Source organism: Citrobacter sp. MGH103 (assembly GCF_001034475.2).
GTDB lineage: Bacteria > Pseudomonadota > Gammaproteobacteria > Enterobacterales > Enterobacteriaceae > Citrobacter > Citrobacter freundii.
In genome coordinates this window covers 1,418,093-1,438,363 of record NZ_CP073043.1, presented here as the reverse complement: position 1 = coordinate 1,438,363, position 20,271 = coordinate 1,418,093, and the positions used below count along the sequence as shown (strand labels likewise).

Genomic DNA, 20,271 nt, shown 5'->3' with positions numbered 1-20,271 from the left:
TCAAAGAAAGAATTTGTTATCAATTTATAACAGCCATGTTACCTGCTTAATCCAGCAATACCATGCTTGTCTGCTATGCTTTTTGCTGACAACGCCCGCAATTTTCCCAAAAGTGTGAATCACAACACGCATCTAACACTTTACTTTTCAAGGAGTATTTCCTATGACCCGTAAAGAGCTTGCCAATGCCATTCGTGCGCTGAGTATGGATGCCGTCCAAAAAGCTAACTCCGGCCACCCAGGAGCACCAATGGGGATGGCCGATATCGCCGAAGTGCTGTGGAACGATTTTCTACGCCATAACCCGACCGATCCCACCTGGTACGATCGTGACCGGTTTATTCTGTCCAACGGTCACGCCTCAATGCTGCTTTACAGCCTATTGCATCTTTCCGGTTACGACCTGCCGATCGAAGAATTAAAGAACTTCCGTCAGCTCCATTCAAAGACGCCAGGTCACCCGGAAATTGGCTACACGCCGGGCGTGGAAACCACCACCGGACCGCTGGGCCAGGGTTTAGCCAACGCCGTCGGCATGGCCATTGCCGAGCGCACGCTGGCAGCGCAGTTTAACCAGCCGGACCATGAGATTGTTAACCACTTTACCTGGGTCTTTATGGGCGACGGCTGTCTGATGGAGGGTATTTCACACGAGGCTTGTTCGCTGGCGGGCACGCTGGGGCTTGGCAAACTCATCGGCTTCTACGATCACAACGGCATCTCAATTGATGGCGAAACCGACGGCTGGTTTACCGACGATACTGCAAAACGCTTTGAGGCTTACCACTGGCATGTAGTGCACGATATTGACGGTCATGACCCTGAGGCGGTGAAAAAAGCCATTCAGGAAGCGCAGGCTGTTACCGATAAACCGTCGCTGATTATCTGCCGCACGGTGATTGGTTTTGGCTCACCGAATAAAGCCGGGAAAGAGGAAGCGCACGGCGCTGCGTTGGGCGAAGAAGAGGTGGCGCTGACCCGGCAGAAACTGGGGTGGCATCATCCTGCTTTTGAAATCCCCAAAGAGATTTACCGGGCGTGGGACGCACGCGAGAAAGGCGAAAAAGCGCAACAGAGCTGGAAGGAGAAATTCGCAGCTTACGAACAAGCCTACCCGGAACTGGCGGCAGAGTTTACTCGCCGGATGAGCGGCGGACTGCCTAAGGAGTGGGAAGCAACAACCCAGAAATATATTACCGACCTGCAAGCCAACCCAGCCAAAATAGCCACCCGTAAAGCTTCGCAAAATATCCTGAATGCCTATGGGCCGATACTGCCAGAACTTCTCGGCGGCTCGGCGGATCTGGCACCCAGCAACCTGACCATCTGGAAAGGCTCCTCCTCTCTTAAAGAGGATCATGCAGGAAACTACATCCACTACGGCGTGCGGGAATTTGGCATGACCGCCATTGCCAATGGTATCGCGCACCACGGGGGCTTCGTACCTTACACTGCCACGTTCCTGATGTTTGTCGAATATGCCCGCAATGCCGCGCGCATGGCGGCGCTGATGAAAGCCCGACAAATCATGGTTTATACCCACGACTCGATTGGCCTAGGGGAAGATGGTCCCACGCACCAGGCCGTCGAACAACTCGCCAGTCTACGCCTGACGCCTAATTTCAGTACCTGGCGACCATGCGATCAGGTTGAGGCGGCAGTAGGCTGGAAGCTGGCGGTCGAACGCCATGACGGGCCAACGGCGCTGATCCTCTCGCGGCAGAATCTGGCGCAGGTTGAGCGCACGCCTGAGCAAGTGCAGCAAATTGCCCGCGGCGGCTATGTGCTGAAGGACGGCGGCGGTAAGCCGGATGTTATCCTGATTGCTACCGGTTCAGAAATGGAAATCACGCTGCTGGCGGCGGAAAAACTGACCGGCGAAGGCCGTAACGTGCGGGTAGTTTCTCTGCCTTCAACCGATATCTTCGACGCCCAGGATGAGACGTACCGGGAGTCGGTCCTGCCGGCAAACGTCAGCGCGCGCGTGGCGGTAGAAGCCGGTATTGCCGACTACTGGTACAAATATGTTGGGCTGAAAGGGGCGATTGTTGGGATGACGGGCTATGGGGAGTCGGCGCCAGCAGACAAGCTGTTCCCGTTCTTCGGCTTTACGGTGGACAACATCGTGGAGAAAGCACACAAGGTGCTTAACGCGTGATCCACAGCGTGGGCCAGGCGTCTGGCCCATGCCAGTTATCGCAGCTTGGCTCCTGGGCATAACGCACCAGACGAAAACGCTGACCATCGTAGCGCCAGCGGGTCTGGATCCCGCAATCTGCCATCCCTCGTCCTTTGGCGAGGGTTACCAACTCCCGCGACTTCTCGTCAAACGTAGCGTTGGTCAGCTCCATATCGCGACTTTCCGCATCCGTTTTAAAAGGCAGGCTTAACCGTACCGCGCGTGAAGTCAGCGGGGTTGTACGTGAAACCACCCACGCCAGATCGATAGTGTTATACGCTCCGGCCTCACAGCCAATCATCAGCAGCGCTTTATCATCCGTTAGGGCCGTGACGCGCATCTCGCGACGCAGCGGATCGATAGAGCAACGAATACCGTTGATTCGCCAGTTACCATAGTCCAGCAGTTCACTGCGCTCTTGCTGTGTGAGAGGCGTTGGTGTTGGGTTAATGACCGCTACGCCTTTCAGCGCGGGAGCAGGAGGTACACTGAGCGGAGGCTCGTCACCTTTTTCGATCCATGCGGTTTCGCTGCCAACCCGTTTTTGCTGGGCATCGATAAACAACAATGCGGCTTTTAGCCCGAGCAGCGAAAGATTTTGCGCACCTTTTTGCAGGGTAATCGCCTTCGCGTCCTGTACGGTTTGTAAAAATGCGCTAATGGTGGCCGGATCATCGGTCATCAGTTGCCATGGGGTAATACGCCAGTGCTCGCCGCTCAGCGAGAGCGGCGCACCATCCAACAATAGACGCGGCGCAATATCGCTCTCTTTGACGTTGGACGATTCCAGCCCGCCCAGCTCAATACGCAACACGGCGTCAGTATGTGCCCCGGCGCTGCGGCTCAAGGTCATGACCAGGCCGTGGTGCTCTCCGGTATTGCGCGCCACGCAAAAATTTTGGTTATTACACGTCACCTGCCAGTCAGAAAACGCCTGTTGCGCGGGCGCAGCCCAGAGCAATCGGGCTGGTAGCAACCCGAGCAGGAAAAGGAGAATAACGCGATAGCGCATGGACGGTACAACCCCGAAGTCAAAACACACAGCCTAAGCGGTATCTTCCTTGCGCGACTGATGTGGCTCAATAAGAATTGTCGGATTGGCCGTAAATTTGTAAAGAAATATAAATCCCGCGCATTAGTCCATGAGATGCGACGACTGCAAATAGTTCAACAATAGCACCGTTTTACCGTCACGGATCTCACCCGTTTTGATCATTTCCAGCGCCTGGGTGAACGGCAGTTCCAGAACTTCAATATCTTCATCTTCCACACCGCCACCAGCGTTTGCTCGCTGGCTGTCACTGTATTGTGCAATGAAGAAGTGGATTATTTCCGTCACGCCGCCCGGCGACATGTATAACTCAAACAGTTTGCGCACTTCGCCCACTTCAAATCCGGTCTCTTCAATGGCCTCTTTGCGAATGCACGCTTCCGGTTCGTCGTTATCCAACAGCCCAGCGCAGGTTTCAATCAGTTGACCATCTTCATTACCGTTGACCCAGGTGGCGACGCGGAACTGGCGAATTAAGACCACCGTTTTCTTCTCCGGGTTATACAGCAGGATTGTGGCACCGTTACCGCGATCGTAAACCTCGCGTTTATGACGAATCACCTCCCCAGTGCTACGGGTCAGGTCATAAGTGATATTGCGCAGGATGAAGTAGTTATCGGAGAGGACTTTATCTTTGATGAGGGTAATTTTTTGCGACATACCGGCTCCACAGCAAGAAGTGAGAAATAATACTACGCCGTGAAACCGGGTTTGTCTTGGAACAATGTAGGCCTGATAAGCAAAGCGCCATCAGGCATTCATGCGGCACATTGCCGGATGACAACGCTAACGCGTTTTATCCGGCCTGGACGCCGATTAGTGAGATTTGACTGATTTTACGCCCAGCCAGTCGACGATCCCCTGGGCGGCGTGCCGCCCCTCCGCCATGGCCGTCACCACCAGATCCGCACCGCGTACCGCGTCGCCACCGGCAAAGATTTTCGGGTTACTGGTTTGGTAACGGTATGCGCTTTCAACATCGGCGGCAATGCGCCCCCAGTTATCGACCTTAACGCCATGCGACTCCAGCCACGGCATGCCGTGTGGGTGAAAACCAAACGCCATGATCACCGCATCTGCGGGCATCACAAACTCACTCCCGGCGATGGGAACCGGGCGACGACGCCCCTGCGCATCAGGTTCGCCAAGTTGGGTACGTAAGAAACGCACGCCGCTGACTCGCCCATCGGCATGCAACACCAGCTCAACCGGCTGGACGTTAAACTCGAAGTTTGCCCCCTCTTCCCGGGCGTTCTTCACCTCTTTTTTCGAACCCGGCATGTTGGCTTCATCACGACGATAGGCGCAGGTCACCTGGCTTGCACCGTGGCGCAGCGCGGTACGTACACAGTCCATGGCCGTATCGCCTCCGCCCAGAACCACCACGTTCAGTCCAGCGGTATCGATAAACGGTTCTTCAGGCAACTCATCCAGCCCCATCACCTGCTTGGTATTGGCAATCAGGAACGGCAGCGCATCATATACGCCTGGCGCGTCTTCATTTGGCAGGTCCGCCTTCATGGAACGATAGGTTCCCACCCCCACGAACACGGCATCGTAATCCTCCAGCAACTTTTCAAGTGCGACGTCCTTACCCACTTCACAGTTAAGTTCGAAATGAATCCCCATAGCGCTGAAGATTTCACGGCGACGCGTCAGCAGCGATTTGTCCAGCTTGAAGGCCGGAATACCGAACGTCAACAAACCGCCAATTTCAGGATGGCGATCGTACACGGTGGCACTGATACCGCTACGCGCCAGCACATCCGCGCAGGCCAGACCCGCCGGACCCGCGCCAATAATGGCAACACGCTTGTCCACTTTCTGCACATGGCTTAAGTCCGGCCGCCATCCTTTACTCAGCGCCCGATCGGAGATGTAACGCTCAATATTACCGATGGTGACTGCGCCATGCTCACTACGCACCGTGCATGCCCCTTCGCAGAGTCGATCCTGCGGGCATACACGCCCGGTCACCTCCGGCAAGCAGTTGGTTTGATGTGAAAGCTCAACCGCGGCATCGATGTTTCCGGCTTTGACCAGCTCAATCCACTGCGGAATGTGGTTATGCAACGGACAGGTCCATTCGCAAATACTGTGGTCGCCGCATTTCAGGCAGCGAGAGGCTTCCCGCTCCGCCTGCGCCGTACGAAACGGCAGATAGATCTCTTCAAAGCTGGTTTTCCGGGCATCAATCGCCAGTTTATCCGGTTCACCACGCGCAGGCGTCGCCTGCATTTGCTCACGTTTGGTGATGACATGTGGAACAAAATCGGTAGTGCTGGCGTGCCATGGCTGGCTTTCCAGACTTGCGGTACGCAGCCTACGCGCTTTTGACAGACCGGTAAGCGAATTTTCCGTCACCAACTGTACCGCCTGCGCCGGGCAGTTCTCTACGCAGGCGGGCCCCTGTTCACGCCCCTGGCACAGATCGCATTTGTGCGCGGTGGCTTTCACCTTCCCTTTGGCGACAGGAGTGAGTACGATCTGCATCGTGCCGAAAGGACAGGCAACGACGCACGATTTACAGCCAATGCACTTTTGCGGGTTCACCTGAACGCTGTCGTTATCATGGCTAATTGCCCCATTTGGGCAACTTCTGGCGCAGGGTGCATCTTCGCAGTGGTGACAGGTCACCGCGCTGCGCTGCTGCTGATGTTTAATGACGGTAATTCGGGGCTGAAAATGCCGTTGGCTCAGGACATGCTGTTCGCCATTGTGAGCCATGACGCAGGCGACCTCACAGGCATGGCATCCCAGGCACTGCTGGCTATTGACCATAATAAAACGATTCATGGCTTCCTTCTTTTTTGGTTGCAAAAACCTTATTCTTTATAAGAGTGTTATTAACCGACACGGAAGGAAGCGGCAATGTTCATTTGCCCAGGAAGCACAACTATTTATGCAGAACCTGTGGCAGATCAATTTATTTCATCGCATATGAAATTGTGTTTCAGTTACCATCCAGTTTCATGGCGTTTTATTAACCTTTATCAAATACACCGCATCGTTCACGCTGTTTTCAGGCGCGACGTGTATTGTGTGAGGATGCACAAGTGACGGTAAAGCGTCCGGTCTCGGCCAGTCTGGCTAAAGCTTTTTTCTACATAGTGCTGCTGTCAATTCTCTCAACAGGTATTGCGCTGCTCACGCTGACCAGCAGCTTGCGAGATGCCGAAGCCATCAACGTTGCTGGCTCATTGCGCATGCAAAGCTACCGTCTGGGTTACGATCTGCAAAGCCAGAGCCCGCAGCTTAACGCCCACCGCCAGCTTTTCCAGCAGGCGCTAAACGCACCGGCATTACAGAATCTGAATGCGTGGTATGTGCCACAAGCGGTAAAAAGCCGCTATGGACGTCTGCATGCTAACTGGCTGGAAATGAATGCCCGCCTGATCGACGGCGATTTAAAATGGTACCAGGCCAATATCAACAACTACGTCGATCAAATCGATCTCTTCGTGCTGGCGTTGCAACATTATGCCGAGCGTAAAGTCATGCTGGTATTTGGCATCTCGCTGGCAGGCGGGATCGGCATATTCACCCTCGTCTTCTTTACCCTGCGGCGCATTCGCCAGCAGGTAGTGCGTCCGCTGAATAAACTGGTGATGGCCAGTCAGCAAATTGAACACGGTCAGTTTAATATCCCACCGCTGGATACCGGTTTGCCCAATGAACTGGGGTTGCTGGGCAAAACGTTTAGCCAGATGTCGAGTGAATTACACAAGCTGTATCGCTCGCTGGAAGCGTCTGTTGCCGAGAAAACTCACGATCTCCATGAAGCCAATCGCCGTCTGGAGGTGTTGTATCAGTGCTCCCAGGCGTTAAATACCAGCCAGATTGACGTGCACTGCTTCCGCCATATTTTACAGATCGTCCGCGAACATGACGCCGCGTATTTCCTTGAGCTCACCGTCGGTGATAACTGGCGGATTAGCGAAGGGACTAAAAGCCTGGAGCTGCCGATGCAGATCCTGCCGGTCACTATGCAGGAAACCGTCTACGGCGAACTGCACTGGCAAAGTCCAAACGTCAATGCTTCTACTCCGCTGCTTAACAGCGTTTCCTCAATGCTGGGACGCGGGTTGTACTTCAACCAGGCACAAAAACATTTTCAGCAACTGTTGTTAATGGAGGAGCGAGCGACGATTGCACGCGAACTGCACGACTCGCTGGCACAGGTGCTCTCTTATTTACGCATTCAGTTGACGCTGCTGAAGCGTTCAATTCCGGAAGATAACGCCCCAGCGCAAAGCATCATGGCGGATTTCTCCCAGGCGCTGAACGATGCCTACCGTCAGTTACGCGAACTGCTCACCACCTTCCGTCTGACCTTACAACAGGCAGACTTACCCTCCGCCCTGCATGAAATGCTGGAAACGCTGCAAAATCAAACCTCAGCTAAACTCACACTCGACTGTCGGTTACCCACGCTGGCGTTGGATGCGCAAATGCAAGTGCACCTGTTGCAGATCATCCGCGAAGCGGTGCTGAACGCCATTAAGCATGCCAGTGCGAGCGAAATTGCCGTCAGTTGCGTAACGGCTCCGGACGGCAACCACACGGTTTATATCCGCGATAACGGCATCGGCATTGGCGAGCCGCATGAGCCTACAGGGCACTATGGACTAAATATTATGCGTGAGCGGGCGGAAAGACTAAGCGGCACGTTGACCTTCTCTCAACCTTCCGGAGGAGGAACGTTGGTAAGCATCAGTTTCCGTTCGGCTGAATCAGACAGTGATCTAACGTAAAGAACCGCAAAGCGCCGTCGGGTCTGGATCCTGGCCTGACGGCGTTGGCACGAAAGGTATGCTGTAAACGGGCATGATAATTTACATTATCTTCTTTTTTTCTCCACGTTTGACCCGTACCTTGCCGCTAAAGTGAAGCAAGCCATACCCATAACGATACGCAGAAACACGAGGTCCTCTTTTAATGGCGAATTTTTTCATCGATCGCCCCATTTTTGCCTGGGTGTTAGCTATCCTGTTGTGCCTGACAGGAGCCCTGGCTATTTTTTCACTGCCCGTTGAGCAATATCCCGATCTGGCGCCGCCAAATGTACGGGTCACCGCCAACTATCCTGGCGCCTCGGCTCAGACTCTGGAAAACACCGTCACCCAGGTGATCGAGCAGAACATGACCGGCCTCGATAACCTGATGTACATGTCGTCGCAGAGCAGCGGGACAGGCCAGGCGTCAGTTACGCTGAGCTTTGTCGCCGGAACCGATCCTGATGAGGCCGTCCAGCAGGTGCAAAACCAGCTGCAATCGGCAATGCGTAAACTGCCGCAGGCGGTACAGGATCAGGGGGTCACGGTGCGTAAGACCGGGGACACCAATATTCTGACAATCGCCTTTGTCTCCACCGATGGCTCAATGGATAAGCAGGACATCGCCGACTATGTCGCCAGTAACATTCAGGATCCGCTCAGCCGTATTAACGGCGTGGGGGATATTGACGCTTACGGCTCACAGTACTCCATGCGTATCTGGCTTGACCCAGCCAAACTGAACAGTTTCCAGATGACCGCTAAAGATGTGACCGACGCTATCGAGTCACAGAATGCGCAGATTGCGGTCGGACAACTTGGCGGTACGCCTTCGGTGGACAAGCAGGCGCTGAACGCGACGATCAACGCCCAGTCGCTACTGCAGACTCCGGAGGAATTCCGCGCCATTACTCTACGTGTCAACCAGGATGGCTCAGAAGTTAAACTGGGCGATGTGGCGACGGTCGAAATGGGTGCTGAAAAGTATGATTACCTCAGCCGCTTTAATGGAAATCCTGCCTCCGGTCTGGGCGTGAAGCTGGCTTCAGGCGCCAATGAAATGGCGACGGCGGAACTGGTCATTAACCGTCTGAACGAGCTGTCGCAATATTTTCCGCATGGGCTGGAATATAAGGTGGCATATGAAACTACCTCCTTTGTCAAAGCCTCAATCATCGACGTGGTAAAAACCCTGCTGGAAGCGATCGCGCTGGTATTCCTCGTGATGTACCTGTTCCTGCAAAACTTCCGCGCCACGCTGATTCCCACCATCGCCGTTCCCGTCGTCCTGATGGGTACCTTCTCCGTGCTTTACGCCTTTGGCTATAGCGTTAACACCTTGACGATGTTTGCGATGGTGCTGGCGATCGGCCTGCTGGTCGATGATGCCATTGTGGTAGTGGAAAACGTCGAGCGTATTATGAGTGAGGAAGGGCTCACACCGCGGGAAGCGACACGGAAATCGATGGGGCAAATCCAGGGCGCGCTGGTTGGTATTGCCATGGTGCTGTCGGCGGTGTTTATCCCGATGGCCTTCTTCGGCGGCACTACCGGAGCTATTTACCGCCAGTTCTCGATTACTATCGTCTCCGCAATGGTGCTGTCTGTTCTGGTGGCGATGATCCTCACTCCTGCTCTGTGCGCCACCCTGCTCAAACCGCTGCATAAGGGCGAGCATCACGGACAAACCGGTTTCTTCGGCTGGTTTAACCGAATGTTTAATCGCAACGCCGAGCGCTACGAAAAAGGCGTTGCCAGGATCCTGCACCGCAGCCTGCGCTGGATACTGATCTACGGCCTGCTGCTCGGCGGAATGGTTTTCCTGTTCCTGCGCCTGCCAACCTCCTTCCTGCCGCTGGAAGACCGCGGCATGTTTACCACCTCGGTACAGCTGCCCAGCGGCTCCACACAGCAGCAAACATTGAAAGTGGTTGAGGAAGTAGAGAAGTATTACTTCACCCATGAGAAAGACAACATTATGTCGGTCTTTTCCACGGTCGGTTCAGGCCCTGGCGGGAACGGTCAAAACGTGGCGCGTATGTTTGTCCGTTTAAAAGACTGGGATGAGCGCGACACCACTACCGGAACCTCTTTCGCCATCATTGAACGTGCGACCAAAGCCTTTAATAAGATTAAAGAAGCCCGCGTCTTCGCCAGTAGCCCTCCGGCTATCAGTGGCCTCGGAAGCTCTGCCGGTTTCGATATGGAGCTGCAGGATCACGCTGGTGCGGGGCATGACGCGTTAATGGCCGCGCGCGACAAGCTGATTGAGCTGGCCGGGAAGGATTCTTCCCTGACCCGCGTTCGTCATAACGGTCTGGACGACAGCCCGCAGTTGCAAATTGATATCGATCAGCGCAAAGCCCAGGCACTGGGCGTTTCCATCGACGACATCAACGATACATTGCAAACGGCCTGGGGTTCCAGCTACGTCAATGACTTTATGGACCGCGGTCGCGTGAAGAAGGTTTACGTGCAGGCGGCAGCAAAATATCGCATGCTCCCTGACGACATCAATTTGTGGTACGTCCGTAATAACAACGGCGGCATGGTGCCTTTCTCGGCCTTTGCCACGTCGCGCTGGGAAACCGGTTCACCGCGTCTGGAACGCTACAACGGCTACTCCGCGGTCGAGATTGTCGGAGAAGCCGCGCCCGGCGTCAGTACCGGTACAGCGATGGACATAATGGAATCGCTGGTGCGCCAGTTGCCGACCGGATTCGGCCTCGAATGGACTGCGATGTCTTATCAGGAACGGCTATCGGGTTCTCAGGCCCCCGCCCTGTACGCCATTTCTCTGCTGGTGGTATTCCTGTGTCTGGCGGCCCTGTATGAAAGCTGGTCAGTTCCCTTCTCCGTCATGCTGGTTGTGCCGCTGGGGGTCATTGGTGCTCTGCTGGCGACCTGGATGCGCGGTCTGGAAAACGACGTGTACTTCCAGGTCGGGTTACTTACCGTTATCGGGCTATCGGCGAAGAACGCAATCTTGATTGTTGAATTCGCCAATGAGATGAACGAGAAAGGACACGATCTGCTCGATGCCACGCTCCACGCCTGTCGCCAGCGCTTGCGTCCGATTCTGATGACCTCGCTGGCGTTTATCTTTGGGGTTCTGCCGATGACCATCAGCAGTGGCGCAGGTTCTGGCGGTCAACATGCGGTGGGGACAGGCGTAATGGGTGGAATGATTTCAGCCACTATCCTGGCGATTTACTTCGTGCCCCTGTTCTTTGTGCTGGTACGCAGACGCTTCCCGTTGAAACCGCGCCCGGAATAATCGGGCACAAAAAAGGCGACTTACGTTGAGTCGCCTTTTTTATCCTTTACAGGATATGAATTTCTTCCAGAAAATTATTTACGAAGCATCACTTCGATAAAGTCTTTCCAGTTCCCCAGTTCACGTTCAATCATAACAACCTCTCTTATTATTATGAGCATTCTACAAAATCATCATCATCAAAAGAAGAACATTTAACCGATGGTTGTGATTACATCCTCCCGTGTTTGGGGTTTATGTGATCACTATGCGCCATACCCATAAATTTTATGTGACTTACTGCAATATTTTGAAATATTCATACATCATCTACTACTTTTGCAATTCTGATGGAAAAACAGGCTGATGCAAACAGGCAGATTCTGATTTTTAGTTATACGGTATTTTTGGAGCTTTCAGGAATCATTATTCACTGTTGTTCAACAATGTTATATTTTTCTATAACGATTGAATGACAATATGTATTATTCATTGCCACATAATAAAAGAATAAATATTCAAATTACGTCAATAAGGATTCAAATGATCACCCTCTACGGCATTAAGAATTGCGACACGATTAAAAAAGCCAGACGCTGGTTGGAAGCACAAGGTATTGACTATCGCTTTCATGATTATCGCGTCGACGGTCTTGACAATACGCTATTACAGTCCTTTATCAGCGAATTAGGTTGGGAAGCGCTGATCAATACACGTGGAACCACCTGGCGTAAACTCGATGAATCCACGCGCAGTCAAATCACCGATGCGGCTTCCGCCACCGCATTGATGATTGAAATGCCAGCAATTATCAAACGCCCATTGCTCTGCGCGCCGGGTAAGCCTATGCTGCTTGGTTTCAGTGAATCCAGTTATACTCTGTTTTTTAATGAGGTGTAGTCTATGTCGTGCCCGGTTATTGAGCTGACACAGCAGCTTATTCGCCGTCCTTCCCTGAGCCCGGATGATGCCGGGTGCCAGGCGTTAATGATTGAACGCCTGCGCGCGGTAGGTTTTACCGTTGAGCGTATGGATTTTGGTGACACACAGAATTTTTGGGCATGGCGCGGTAAAGGTGAGACCCTGGCATTTGCCGGTCACACCGACGTAGTGCCCGCCGGCGATGTCGATCGTTGGATCAATCCACCGTTCGAACCGACCATTCGCGATGGCATGCTGTTCGGGCGTGGCGCTGCCGATATGAAAGGCTCACTGGCAGCGATGGTCGTGGCCGCAGAGCGTTTTGTCGCCCAGCATCCAAACCATCAGGGTCGTCTGGCATTTTTGATAACGTCCGACGAAGAAGCCAGCGCCAAAAACGGCACCGTAAAGGTGGTTGAAGCACTGATGGCGCGTAATGAGCGACTGGATTATTGTCTGGTTGGCGAACCGTCCAGCACGGAAATCGTTGGCGACGTGGTCAAGAATGGACGTCGTGGTTCACTGACCTGCAACCTGACCATTCATGGCGTGCAGGGGCACGTAGCCTATCCGCATCTGGCCGATAATCCGGTACACCGCGCGGCGCCAATGCTCAACGAACTGGTGGCGATTGAGTGGGACCAGGGTAACGAGTTCTTCCCAGCGACCAGCATGCAGATTGCCAATATTCAGGCAGGTACCGGCAGCAACAACGTTATCCCCGGAGAACTGTTTATCCAGTTCAACTTCCGTTTCAGCACTGAGCTGACCGATGAGATGATTAAAGCACGAGTTCACGCGCTGCTGGAGAAACATCAGTTGCGCTATACCGTCGACTGGTGGCTTTCCGGTCAGCCGTTCCTGACTGAACGCGGTAAACTGGTGGATGCAGTAGTGAACGCCATTGAGCACTATAATGAGATTAAACCGCAGTTACTGACTACAGGCGGGACGTCCGACGGGCGCTTTATTGCCCGCATGGGGGCACAGGTAGTCGAACTTGGGCCGGTCAACGCCACTATTCATAAAATAAATGAATGTGTTAATGCCGCCGACCTGCAGCTGCTTGCCCGTATGTATCAACGTATCATGGAGCAACTCGTCGCCTGATGAGTGTTCCTGCAAGAGGAAAAATACATGGACTGGCTAGCAAAATATTGGTGGATTCTGGTGTTGGTGTTTCTGGTAGGCGTGCTGCTTAACGTTATCAAAGATCTCAAGCGCGTCGATCCAAAGAAATATCTGGCCAACAAACCGGAGCTTCCCCCGCATCGTGACTTTAACGATAAATGGGATGACGACGACGATTGGCCGAACAAGGATCAACCGAAGAAATAATTTCCAGGCCAATAAGTCACGTAGGCCCGGTAAGCGTTAGCGCCACCGGGCGTTAAGTGCCGGATGGCAACGCTCCGCGTTTTATCCGGCCTACGGTTATCAATCAGATCATCTCAATCACATCATCATCGTGAGGCTTACCGCCGCTCAGCGCTTCATCAAAGTAGTGCTTCGGTACGGTAAAACGCAGATGATCGAGCGCAAACTGCATGCTGCGTTCATCAATGGCGTGCCCCAGGTTTTCGACGATATCCAGCGTCACATCCCCACCCGCAGCAATTAATGCCTCCTGCGCGGCAACGGCATGGGAGAGCTCTATCACCCGGTCTTCACCACCGTGAATCAAATGCACCGTCGTTGCGGTAGTTGCAACCTCCGGTAAGGTGGCATAGCGACCATTGAAGGCAATGACCCGCGACGCCAGCCCCGGCTCGGCTTTGATGCTCTCAAGCGACATAATCGAACCCTGAGAAAAACCAATCAGCGCGGTTGCCTGCGGTGAAACGCCGCTTTGTTTCTGCCAGTAGCGCACGGTTTCGATAAACACCGGCATAATCGCGTCGATACGCGCCTGGCGGTTCTCTTCCGTTACGCCCTGTACCGAAAACCACTGACGTCCGGAAGTCGTACCGTAAGGCTCTGCCCCGCCAATGCTGACGATTAACGCATCCGGAAACAGCGGCGCAAACCAGGAGCCAATTTCACCCATGGCAACCGGGTTATCCCCGACGCCATGAAACAGCAGCAGTAGCTGTTGAGCGGGTTTATCGGGACTTTGAACAACAAAATGGTCATGTTTCATGGCGATCTCCTTAACTGATGAGAATCATTCTACGCCGCTTAACCGCAATGACCATGCCAGGAAATTGAAGATGTTAGTGAAAAAATTGCCATTGCATAATGCGATTATGTAGCCGCTGTTCACGTTCAGCATCCAGCTGATTTAACGCTTGTGCCGCTTCGACGCGCTGAACGACCAGCAGCGCTTTACGACCTGAGATCTTCAGCTGTTGGCACAATTCGGCGTCGCTGCGTTTAGCCTGTATACGTCCGCGCAATGCCGGAAGAGGTAATTCACTGTGCTCAAGCAGACGACTCAGACAGCCTAGCGACGTCAATAATGGCCGATGCGCGAAGGCAAACCCAGCCAGCTCAGCCCAGTCATCCTCATTAAGCGTAGTCTCTTTCAGCGGGACCAGCGGAATGCTCTCACCATTCCATCGCGCAAGGATTTCCGCGTCACGCCGCAAATGCTGGTGCTCCCGCTCGGCAAGGCGCTTTCCCGCTTCGCTGATGGGCAGCAACGCCATGGCGGTATAACAGCCGCTGCTGGCTTCCCGGTGATTTCCCATTCGCACCAGCACAAAACCGCAGCGCTGCCAGAAACGCCATAGTTCAGCCGTATACCCAAAACTGACCGACAGATAGTCACACGATGTGGAATAGTGGTGGGCCAGCATAATCAGCTGTTGCCCAATACCTTCTCTTTGGCGCGCAGGATGAACCGCAATTCGACTGACTCGCCTCCCGACGAGCGTCGCCGCCAACGGGTCACCACCGTGCGCCGCCAGCGACTGCGCAACCAGATTCCCCCTCGGTCGACGATATCCGGCCCAGACGGCCTGGCTTAATTCTGCGGATAGTCCCCCTTCATCGACCAGCCAGACAGCACCCGCCACTGAGTCAGCGGTTGATGCCTGAAGAAAATGCTGACCAGGCGCGTCCATCATTCGCCGCAGGTCTAATGGCGAGGTGCGATAATGCGCTCCGGAGAGCAACTGGTATACCGCTAACGGCAGCGCCGGGCTAGCATCCCAGGACTGTTGCTCAAATGCCGAGAAGTGAAGCTCCCCCAATGGGGCATGCGTGAACGTTTCATCATCAAACACCAGCGCATCGCTGACAATTTGCTCCAGCGGACATCCCTGCGCCCAGCGTACGGGTTGTTGCAACTCATAGCGTCGAAGATTGGGGAAGCGGGCGCAGAATTTCAGCAAGAAGCCTCTACCCGTTCCCTCGTAGCCTTGTACTGTAGTGGTTAACAGCGTACGAGGAAAACGCGCCACCAGTTGGTGTAGCAGCGGCGCGGGGATCGCGGCGGCTTCATCCACAATCAGCCAGTCTGCGGTTTCAGAACTGCTTAATAGTGCATCCGGCGCCATAAAGCGGTAACGCTCTGCAGCAAATTGTGCCAGCACATCCGTTGCAGCTTTGGCAGGTGCGGTCACAATCGCAGTGCCGTTAATCCGCGCTATGAGTTGCCCTGCCAGAGCGGATTTGCCCCGACCCCGTGCGGCCGTCACCGCAACCACACCGGGAGGCATAGCCAGCAAATGATTTAACATCATCGCCTGTTCTGGTTGGGGTTCGCCGGTTGCCGCAAGCCAAGCTGCGCGAGCAGGAAAGTGCGGACAGGAAACCGGCTGATGCTGCTGCCAGTGCAGAGCCTGTCTATCGAGGGAAATCACCCGTTTGACGTGCTCAACAAAGTGCGGTGTGGGAATGGGCTCAGCACAATCGCTCCAGCGTAGTGAATCCACGTCTGGATGCGTGTGCCAGGAATGCCAGGGTGGGGTCAGCAAAACCAGCCAACTGCCGGCAAGCAGTGTACCGCTTAAGGCGGCAAACGCCGCAGCGTCAAATCCCTGCCCGGCGTCGAAAACTGCATGACGAAACTCGCGCCCCAGTAACGTTTGCAGCGCCTGTGGCGTACAGTTCGGTTCAGCAGGGGCATTCGCCCCTACCCACAACCAGTCGCCGGGTAATATGTCGCGTAGCGCTAACGCCTGCCCCTGACACCAGTTCTCCTCGCCGCTGATAATCAGCAAACGACGGATCCCCTCACGAGCCATCTGTTCGGTTAACGCCCTCAGCGCCGTGTTATCGGACATCCCTGCCTCTGTATCTTAAATACCTTTACCAAAGGTATTACATTGTCCCGGATCGCCGCTATCAAAACCGCGTTTGAACCAGGTAAAACGCTGTTCAGAGGTTCCGTGAGTAAAGCTGTCCGGTACGACGCGTCCTTGTCCCTGCTGTTGCAAACGATCGTCACCAATGGCCTGTGCGGCGTTTAGTGCCTCTTCCAGGTCACCAGACTCCAGCACGCCCTGCTGCTGCATGCTGTGGCCCCAGACACCGGCAAAGCAGTCCGCCTGCAGTTCCATACGAACGGAAAGACGGTTCACCTCAGCTTGTGAGGCGTTCTGCTGCATCTGGCGAACCTTCGGTTCAATACCCAGCAGTTTCTGCACGTGGTGACCCACTTCATGGGCGATAACATAGCCCTGCGCAAAATCACCATCAGCGCCCAGCTTGTTTTTCATGTCATCATAGAATGAAAGGTCGATATATACCGTACCATCTGCCGGACAATAAAACGGCCCCATCACGGACTGGCCCGCGCCGCAGCCGGTGCGCGTCGCGCCCCGGTACATCACCAGCTTCGGCTGTTGGTAGGTGCGGCCCATTTTTTCAAACTGCTGTCCCCAGGTATCTTCTGTTGTAGCCAGAATCACCGAGGTAAATTTTGCCGCTTCATCATCGTTTGGGCTGATGGAGCGTGATGATTGTTGTTGGGAGACCGGCTGGCCGGTCATTAATCCGGTGAGATCCACGCCATAATAACCCGCCACCAGCACCACAATCAGCAGGATGATACCGCCTTTACCACTGGGCAGACGAAAACCAGGCCCACCCATAGAGGGGCCGCCGCCAGAGCTGTTTCGTCTGTCTTCCACGTTGTCACTTTCACGACGCCCTTGCCAGCGCATAATCACCTCAACTTTTTATTCATTATGATGATGATCGTAGGCGGTTCGGAACAGGATTACCATAAGAAATAGTAATCAAATCAGGTGGGGTTAATGAGCCGGAGAGCGATCGCCGGCTCAGGGGGAAGATTAGTCTAACTTCACACCCAGGCGATGCGCGACGGCTTCATAGGCTTCGATCAGGCCGCCCAGACTCTGGCGGAAGCGATCTTTGTCCATTTTATCCAGCGTTTCTTTGTCCCACAGGCGGCTACCGTCCGGTGAGAATTCATCACCCAGGACGACTTCACCTTTATACAAACCAAACTCAAGTTTGAAATCGACCAGAATCAGACCAGCATCATCAAACATCTTTTTCAGCACGTCGTTAGCTTTGTAGGTCAGCTCTTTCATACGTGCCAGATTCTCTTTGCTCACCCAACCAAAAGTTTCGCAATAGGAATCGTTAATCATTGGATCGTGCATAGCATCGTTTTTCAGGAACAGATCAAACAGCGGCGGATTCAGTTCAATACCTTCCTCAACGCCTAAACGCTTAACCAGAGAGCCTGCCGCGCGGTTACGTACCACACATTCAACCGGTACCATATCCAGCTTTTTCACCAGACATTCGGTATCAGAAAGCAGTCGCTCCATCTGGGTAGGAATACCCGCTTCTTGCAGTTTAGTCATAATGAAATGGTTGAATTTGTTGTTCACCATGCCTTTACGGTCAAACTGTTCAATGCGCGCGCCATCCCCTGCTGACGTATCATTGCGGAATTCGAGCACCAACAGGTCCGGGTTTTCCGTGCTGTATACGGTCTTCGCTTTACCACGATACAACTCAGCTTGCTTTTGCATCTTTATTACTCCTGGGTGTGAATTAACGATAAATATTGCGTTTTTCTGCCGACGCACACGTTTGCGTATCATATCAGAAAAAAAGGGCTGGAGTTATCCAGCCCTTTATTTTTACTTACTGAACGCTGCCTGGAAGACGGCGACCAGCGCGTCGTTCTGGCTTTGCGTCAGGGTATGCCCCTTCGGATCGATAAACTGCAAGCTACTGCGGTTGTCTAAATCACCGACCTGCAGTTTATAGTCGCCGGATACCAGACCTGGGTCACTTGCGCCCAGCTCCTGCCAGCTGCTATCAGACAGAGGTTTGTAGGTCACCGCGATGCTACCCTGAGAACGGGTGCTGTCGGTTACCTTCATCCCCACTTTCTCAAGCGCTGCTGGCAGACGCTGCCACACCACGTTGAACGGCCCGCGTACCACCAGCATTGGTAAACCGGTGTCATCGGCTGCGCTCTGAACATCCATGGTGGCTGCAGAGCGGTTCTGCGCGGCATTCGCGGCATCGGTGGCGTTCTTATCCAGACCAGCAGAGATAACGTTCATCATCTCAGCGCTGTAACGCTGCATTGATGCCGCATCGGCTACGGGTTTACCCGCCTGCTCGAGGTTAACCAGTTTCACCGTTACCGCTTGCTGATAGCCCTGCGGTTTAACCGAGATTTGATAACGTCCACGGTACTGCTCGTCTTCATCCAGACGGTTCCAGTCGACCCAGTCGGTGGTCAGCGTCTGGCTGGCATCATCACGTTTGGTGATCGTGTAGTTTTTAGACTGAATGACGCTCACGACCTGCGGCCACAGCGTGTTGCCACGACCATTTTCCACCAACAACGTTGAGGTATCGCCTGCGATTTGCGTGCGAGCGCCAGTGACTAACGCTAACGGCTGAGCCGGTGGACGAATATCCAGCGCTTTACCCACGGCACCACTGCCGTTGGTTACCGGGATATTATAGTCGCCCGACATAACCGGCAAAATCATCCCAGCTGGAGCATGAAGCTCAGCAAGCGGTGCGGCCTCCAGATAGGATTCATCACCGCTCACCTGGCGCTTATAGCGCGAGTCAGAGCTACAGGCCGCGAGCAACATAACAAGCGAAACACCCGCAACCTTGGCCAGGCGCGACTTTTGTACTGAGTAAGCCATCAAATCTCCCTAAACTTTACAGCAAACCGGCATGCTTAAGCGCCGCTTTGACGATTTCACGAGCATTGTCCGTGATTGGCGTCATCGGCAGACGTAGCGTATCGGTCGCCACAAGTCCCAACTCCTTACACGCCCATTTCACGGGAATAGGATTGGGTGCGACAAATAGTTTGTTGTGTAACGGCATCAGACGCTGGTTAATCACCCGCGCCTCGGCAAATTGCCCGGCTGCCGCCAGTTTGCACATTTCAGCCATATCACGTGCCGCAACGTTAGACGTTACGGAAATCACGCCATGACCACCGAGCTGCATAAAATCCAGTCCGGTCGCGTCATCACCGCTGAGCAGAATAAAGTCGTCCGAAACCAGCTCTTTGATCTGGTGAACGCGACTTAAGTTCCCCGTGGCCTCTTTAATAGCGATAATATTTTTAACTTTCGCCAGACGACCAACGGTTTCCGGCAGCATATCGCAGCCAGTACGGGACGGCACATTATACAGAATTTGCGGCAGGTCAGTATGCTCAGCGATGGCTTTGAAATGCTGGAACAAACCTTCCTGGGTTGGGCGGTTGTAGTAAGGCGTCACCGTCAGGCAGCCAACAACACCGCTGTCGTTGAAACGCTGCGTCAGACTAATGGCTTCCGCGGTCGCATTGGCGCCGGTTCCGGCAATAACCGGAATACGCCCGTCAGCCAGCTCCAGCGTCATCATCACCACATCGCCATGTTCATCATGACTCAGGGTGGCGGACTCACCGGTGGTGCCAACAGAAACGATCGCCGAGGTGCCGCTGGCGACATGATAATCAATCAGTTTTTTCAGGCTCGACCGGCAGACTTTACCTTTCTCATCCATCGGCGTAACAAGCGCGACAATACTTCCCGTGAACATGGGCCATCCTCTGTGCAAACAAGTGTCTCAATGGTACGTTTGGTACGACAATAAAAGCAAGCGACCAGAGCCGTTCTGATTGTTGTATGCATGT

At 53.9% G+C, this 20,271-nt stretch carries 16 protein-coding genes; 6 read left to right on the top strand and 10 right to left on the bottom strand.

What is annotated here, in order from left to right:
• Window positions 1-163 precede the first annotated feature (163 nt).
• On the top strand, window positions 164-2,158 hold the full coding sequence (tkt, locus tag SK33_RS06745; protein ID WP_032949754.1) for a transketolase: 1,995 nt from the start codon (window positions 164-166) through the stop codon (window positions 2,156-2,158).
• Here tkt and SK33_RS06740 read toward each other — a convergent pair.
• The 3 genes from SK33_RS06740 to aegA form a co-directional block, all read right to left on the bottom strand.
• Window positions 2,148-3,191 (bottom strand): DUF1176 domain-containing protein, encoded by a 1,044-nt coding sequence (locus SK33_RS06740; protein ID WP_048218911.1) that lies wholly within the window; start codon window positions 3,189-3,191, stop codon window positions 2,148-2,150. The two genes, tkt and SK33_RS06740, sit on opposite strands and share 11 nt — an antisense overlap.
• Window positions 3,192-3,314: 123 nt before the next feature.
• The gene (gene nudK / locus SK33_RS06735) at window positions 3,315-3,890 is read right to left on the bottom strand and encodes a GDP-mannose pyrophosphatase NudK (RefSeq protein WP_003838513.1); all 576 of its coding nucleotides are present in this window, start codon (window positions 3,888-3,890) and stop codon (window positions 3,315-3,317) included.
• 156 nt (window positions 3,891-4,046) lie between these two features.
• Window positions 4,047-6,026, bottom strand: a complete 1,980-nt coding sequence (gene aegA, locus SK33_RS06730; protein ID WP_048218376.1) for a formate-dependent uric acid utilization protein AegA — start codon at window positions 6,024-6,026, stop codon at window positions 4,047-4,049.
• Window positions 6,027-6,286: 260 nt separating this feature from the next.
• Between aegA and narQ the strand changes: the two genes are divergently transcribed.
• Both narQ and acrD read left to right on the top strand, forming a co-directional pair.
• Complete coding sequence (narQ, locus tag SK33_RS06725; protein ID WP_003037982.1) at window positions 6,287-7,984, top strand: nitrate/nitrite two-component system sensor histidine kinase NarQ; 1,698 nt, start codon at window positions 6,287-6,289, stop codon at window positions 7,982-7,984.
• Between the two features lie 184 nt (window positions 7,985-8,168).
• Window positions 8,169-11,282 carry a multidrug efflux RND transporter permease AcrD gene (acrD, locus tag SK33_RS06720; protein ID WP_048218377.1) on the top strand — a complete coding sequence of 1,038 codons (3,114 nt, stop codon included), beginning with the start codon at window positions 8,169-8,171 and terminating at the stop codon, window positions 11,280-11,282.
• A gap of 74 nt (window positions 11,283-11,356) precedes the next feature.
• Here the strand turns inward: acrD and ypfM are convergent, their stop codons facing one another.
• Window positions 11,357-11,416 (bottom strand): protein YpfM, encoded by a 60-nt coding sequence (gene ypfM / locus SK33_RS06715; RefSeq protein ID WP_001386977.1) that lies wholly within the window; start codon window positions 11,414-11,416, stop codon window positions 11,357-11,359.
• A gap of 388 nt (window positions 11,417-11,804) precedes the next feature.
• Here ypfM and SK33_RS06710 point away from each other — a divergent pair, with 388 nt between their 5' ends.
• From SK33_RS06710 to SK33_RS06700, 3 genes are read left to right on the top strand one after another with little or no spacing between them, the layout of a single operon-like run.
• Window positions 11,805-12,161, top strand: a complete 357-nt coding sequence (locus SK33_RS06710; protein WP_048218378.1) for an ArsC family reductase — start codon at window positions 11,805-11,807, stop codon at window positions 12,159-12,161.
• A gap of 3 nt (window positions 12,162-12,164) precedes the next feature.
• Window positions 12,165-13,292, top strand: coding sequence for a succinyl-diaminopimelate desuccinylase (gene dapE / locus SK33_RS06705; protein WP_003037976.1), 1,128 nt, complete (start codon window positions 12,165-12,167; stop codon window positions 13,290-13,292).
• A 27-nt stretch (window positions 13,293-13,319) separates the two neighbouring features.
• Complete coding sequence (locus tag SK33_RS06700) at window positions 13,320-13,520, top strand: membrane protein (RefSeq protein WP_003037974.1); 201 nt, start codon at window positions 13,320-13,322, stop codon at window positions 13,518-13,520.
• Between the two features lie 103 nt (window positions 13,521-13,623).
• On the opposite strand, the gene ypfH is transcribed toward SK33_RS06700, so the two are convergent.
• The 6 genes from ypfH to dapA all read right to left on the bottom strand — a co-directional run bounded on the left by ypfH (window position 13,624) and on the right by dapA (window position 20,177).
• Window positions 13,624-14,322: an esterase gene (gene ypfH / locus SK33_RS06695; RefSeq protein ID WP_003037972.1), complete on the bottom strand. Its 699-nt coding sequence runs from the start codon at window positions 14,320-14,322 to the stop codon at window positions 13,624-13,626.
• Between the two features lie 73 nt (window positions 14,323-14,395).
• The gene (locus SK33_RS06690; protein ID WP_048218379.1) at window positions 14,396-16,411 is read right to left on the bottom strand and encodes a tRNA(Met) cytidine acetyltransferase TmcA; all 2,016 of its coding nucleotides are present in this window, start codon (window positions 16,409-16,411) and stop codon (window positions 14,396-14,398) included.
• Between the two features lie 15 nt (window positions 16,412-16,426).
• Window positions 16,427-17,293 (bottom strand): KPN_02809 family neutral zinc metallopeptidase, encoded by an 867-nt coding sequence (gene ypfJ, locus SK33_RS06685; protein ID WP_003037967.1) that lies wholly within the window; start codon window positions 17,291-17,293, stop codon window positions 16,427-16,429.
• 129 nt (window positions 17,294-17,422) lie between these two features.
• Complete coding sequence (purC, locus tag SK33_RS06680) at window positions 17,423-18,136, bottom strand: phosphoribosylaminoimidazolesuccinocarboxamide synthase (protein ID WP_003037964.1); 714 nt, start codon at window positions 18,134-18,136, stop codon at window positions 17,423-17,425.
• 111 nt (window positions 18,137-18,247) lie between these two features.
• Window positions 18,248-19,282 carry an outer membrane protein assembly factor BamC gene (gene bamC / locus SK33_RS06675; RefSeq protein WP_032937846.1) on the bottom strand — a complete coding sequence of 345 codons (1,035 nt, stop codon included), beginning with the start codon at window positions 19,280-19,282 and terminating at the stop codon, window positions 18,248-18,250.
• Between the two features lie 16 nt (window positions 19,283-19,298).
• Window positions 19,299-20,177 (bottom strand): 4-hydroxy-tetrahydrodipicolinate synthase, encoded by an 879-nt coding sequence (dapA, locus tag SK33_RS06670; RefSeq protein ID WP_048218380.1) that lies wholly within the window; start codon window positions 20,175-20,177, stop codon window positions 19,299-19,301.
• Window positions 20,178-20,271: the final 94 nt, after the last annotated feature.

Excerpts from the sequence above, each read along its gene's own strand:
- tkt (WP_032949754.1), top strand. The coding sequence starts at position 164 with ATGACCCGTAAAGAGCTTGCCAATGCCATTCGTGCGCTGAGTATGGAT.
- SK33_RS06740 (WP_048218911.1), bottom strand. The coding sequence starts at position 3,191 with ATGCGCTATCGCGTTATTCTCCTTTTCCTGCTCGGGTTGCTACCAGCC.
- nudK (WP_003838513.1), bottom strand. The coding sequence starts at position 3,890 with ATGTCGCAAAAAATTACCCTCATCAAAGATAAAGTCCTCTCCGATAAC.
- aegA (WP_048218376.1), bottom strand. The coding sequence starts at position 6,026 with ATGAATCGTTTTATTATGGTCAATAGCCAGCAGTGCCTGGGATGCCAT.
- acrD (WP_048218377.1), top strand. The coding sequence starts at position 8,169 with ATGGCGAATTTTTTCATCGATCGCCCCATTTTTGCCTGGGTGTTAGCT.
- SK33_RS06710 (WP_048218378.1), top strand. The coding sequence starts at position 11,805 with ATGATCACCCTCTACGGCATTAAGAATTGCGACACGATTAAAAAAGCC.
- dapE (WP_003037976.1), top strand. The coding sequence starts at position 12,165 with ATGTCGTGCCCGGTTATTGAGCTGACACAGCAGCTTATTCGCCGTCCT.
- SK33_RS06700 (WP_003037974.1), top strand. The coding sequence starts at position 13,320 with ATGGACTGGCTAGCAAAATATTGGTGGATTCTGGTGTTGGTGTTTCTG.
- ypfH (WP_003037972.1), bottom strand. The coding sequence starts at position 14,322 with ATGAAACATGACCATTTTGTTGTTCAAAGTCCCGATAAACCCGCTCAA.
- SK33_RS06690 (WP_048218379.1), bottom strand. The coding sequence starts at position 16,411 with ATGTCCGATAACACGGCGCTGAGGGCGTTAACCGAACAGATGGCTCGT.
- ypfJ (WP_003037967.1), bottom strand. The coding sequence starts at position 17,293 with ATGCGCTGGCAAGGGCGTCGTGAAAGTGACAACGTGGAAGACAGACGA.
- purC (WP_003037964.1), bottom strand. The coding sequence starts at position 18,136 with ATGCAAAAGCAAGCTGAGTTGTATCGTGGTAAAGCGAAGACCGTATAC.
- bamC (WP_032937846.1), bottom strand. The coding sequence starts at position 19,282 with ATGGCTTACTCAGTACAAAAGTCGCGCCTGGCCAAGGTTGCGGGTGTT.
- dapA (WP_048218380.1), bottom strand. The coding sequence starts at position 20,177 with ATGTTCACGGGAAGTATTGTCGCGCTTGTTACGCCGATGGATGAGAAA.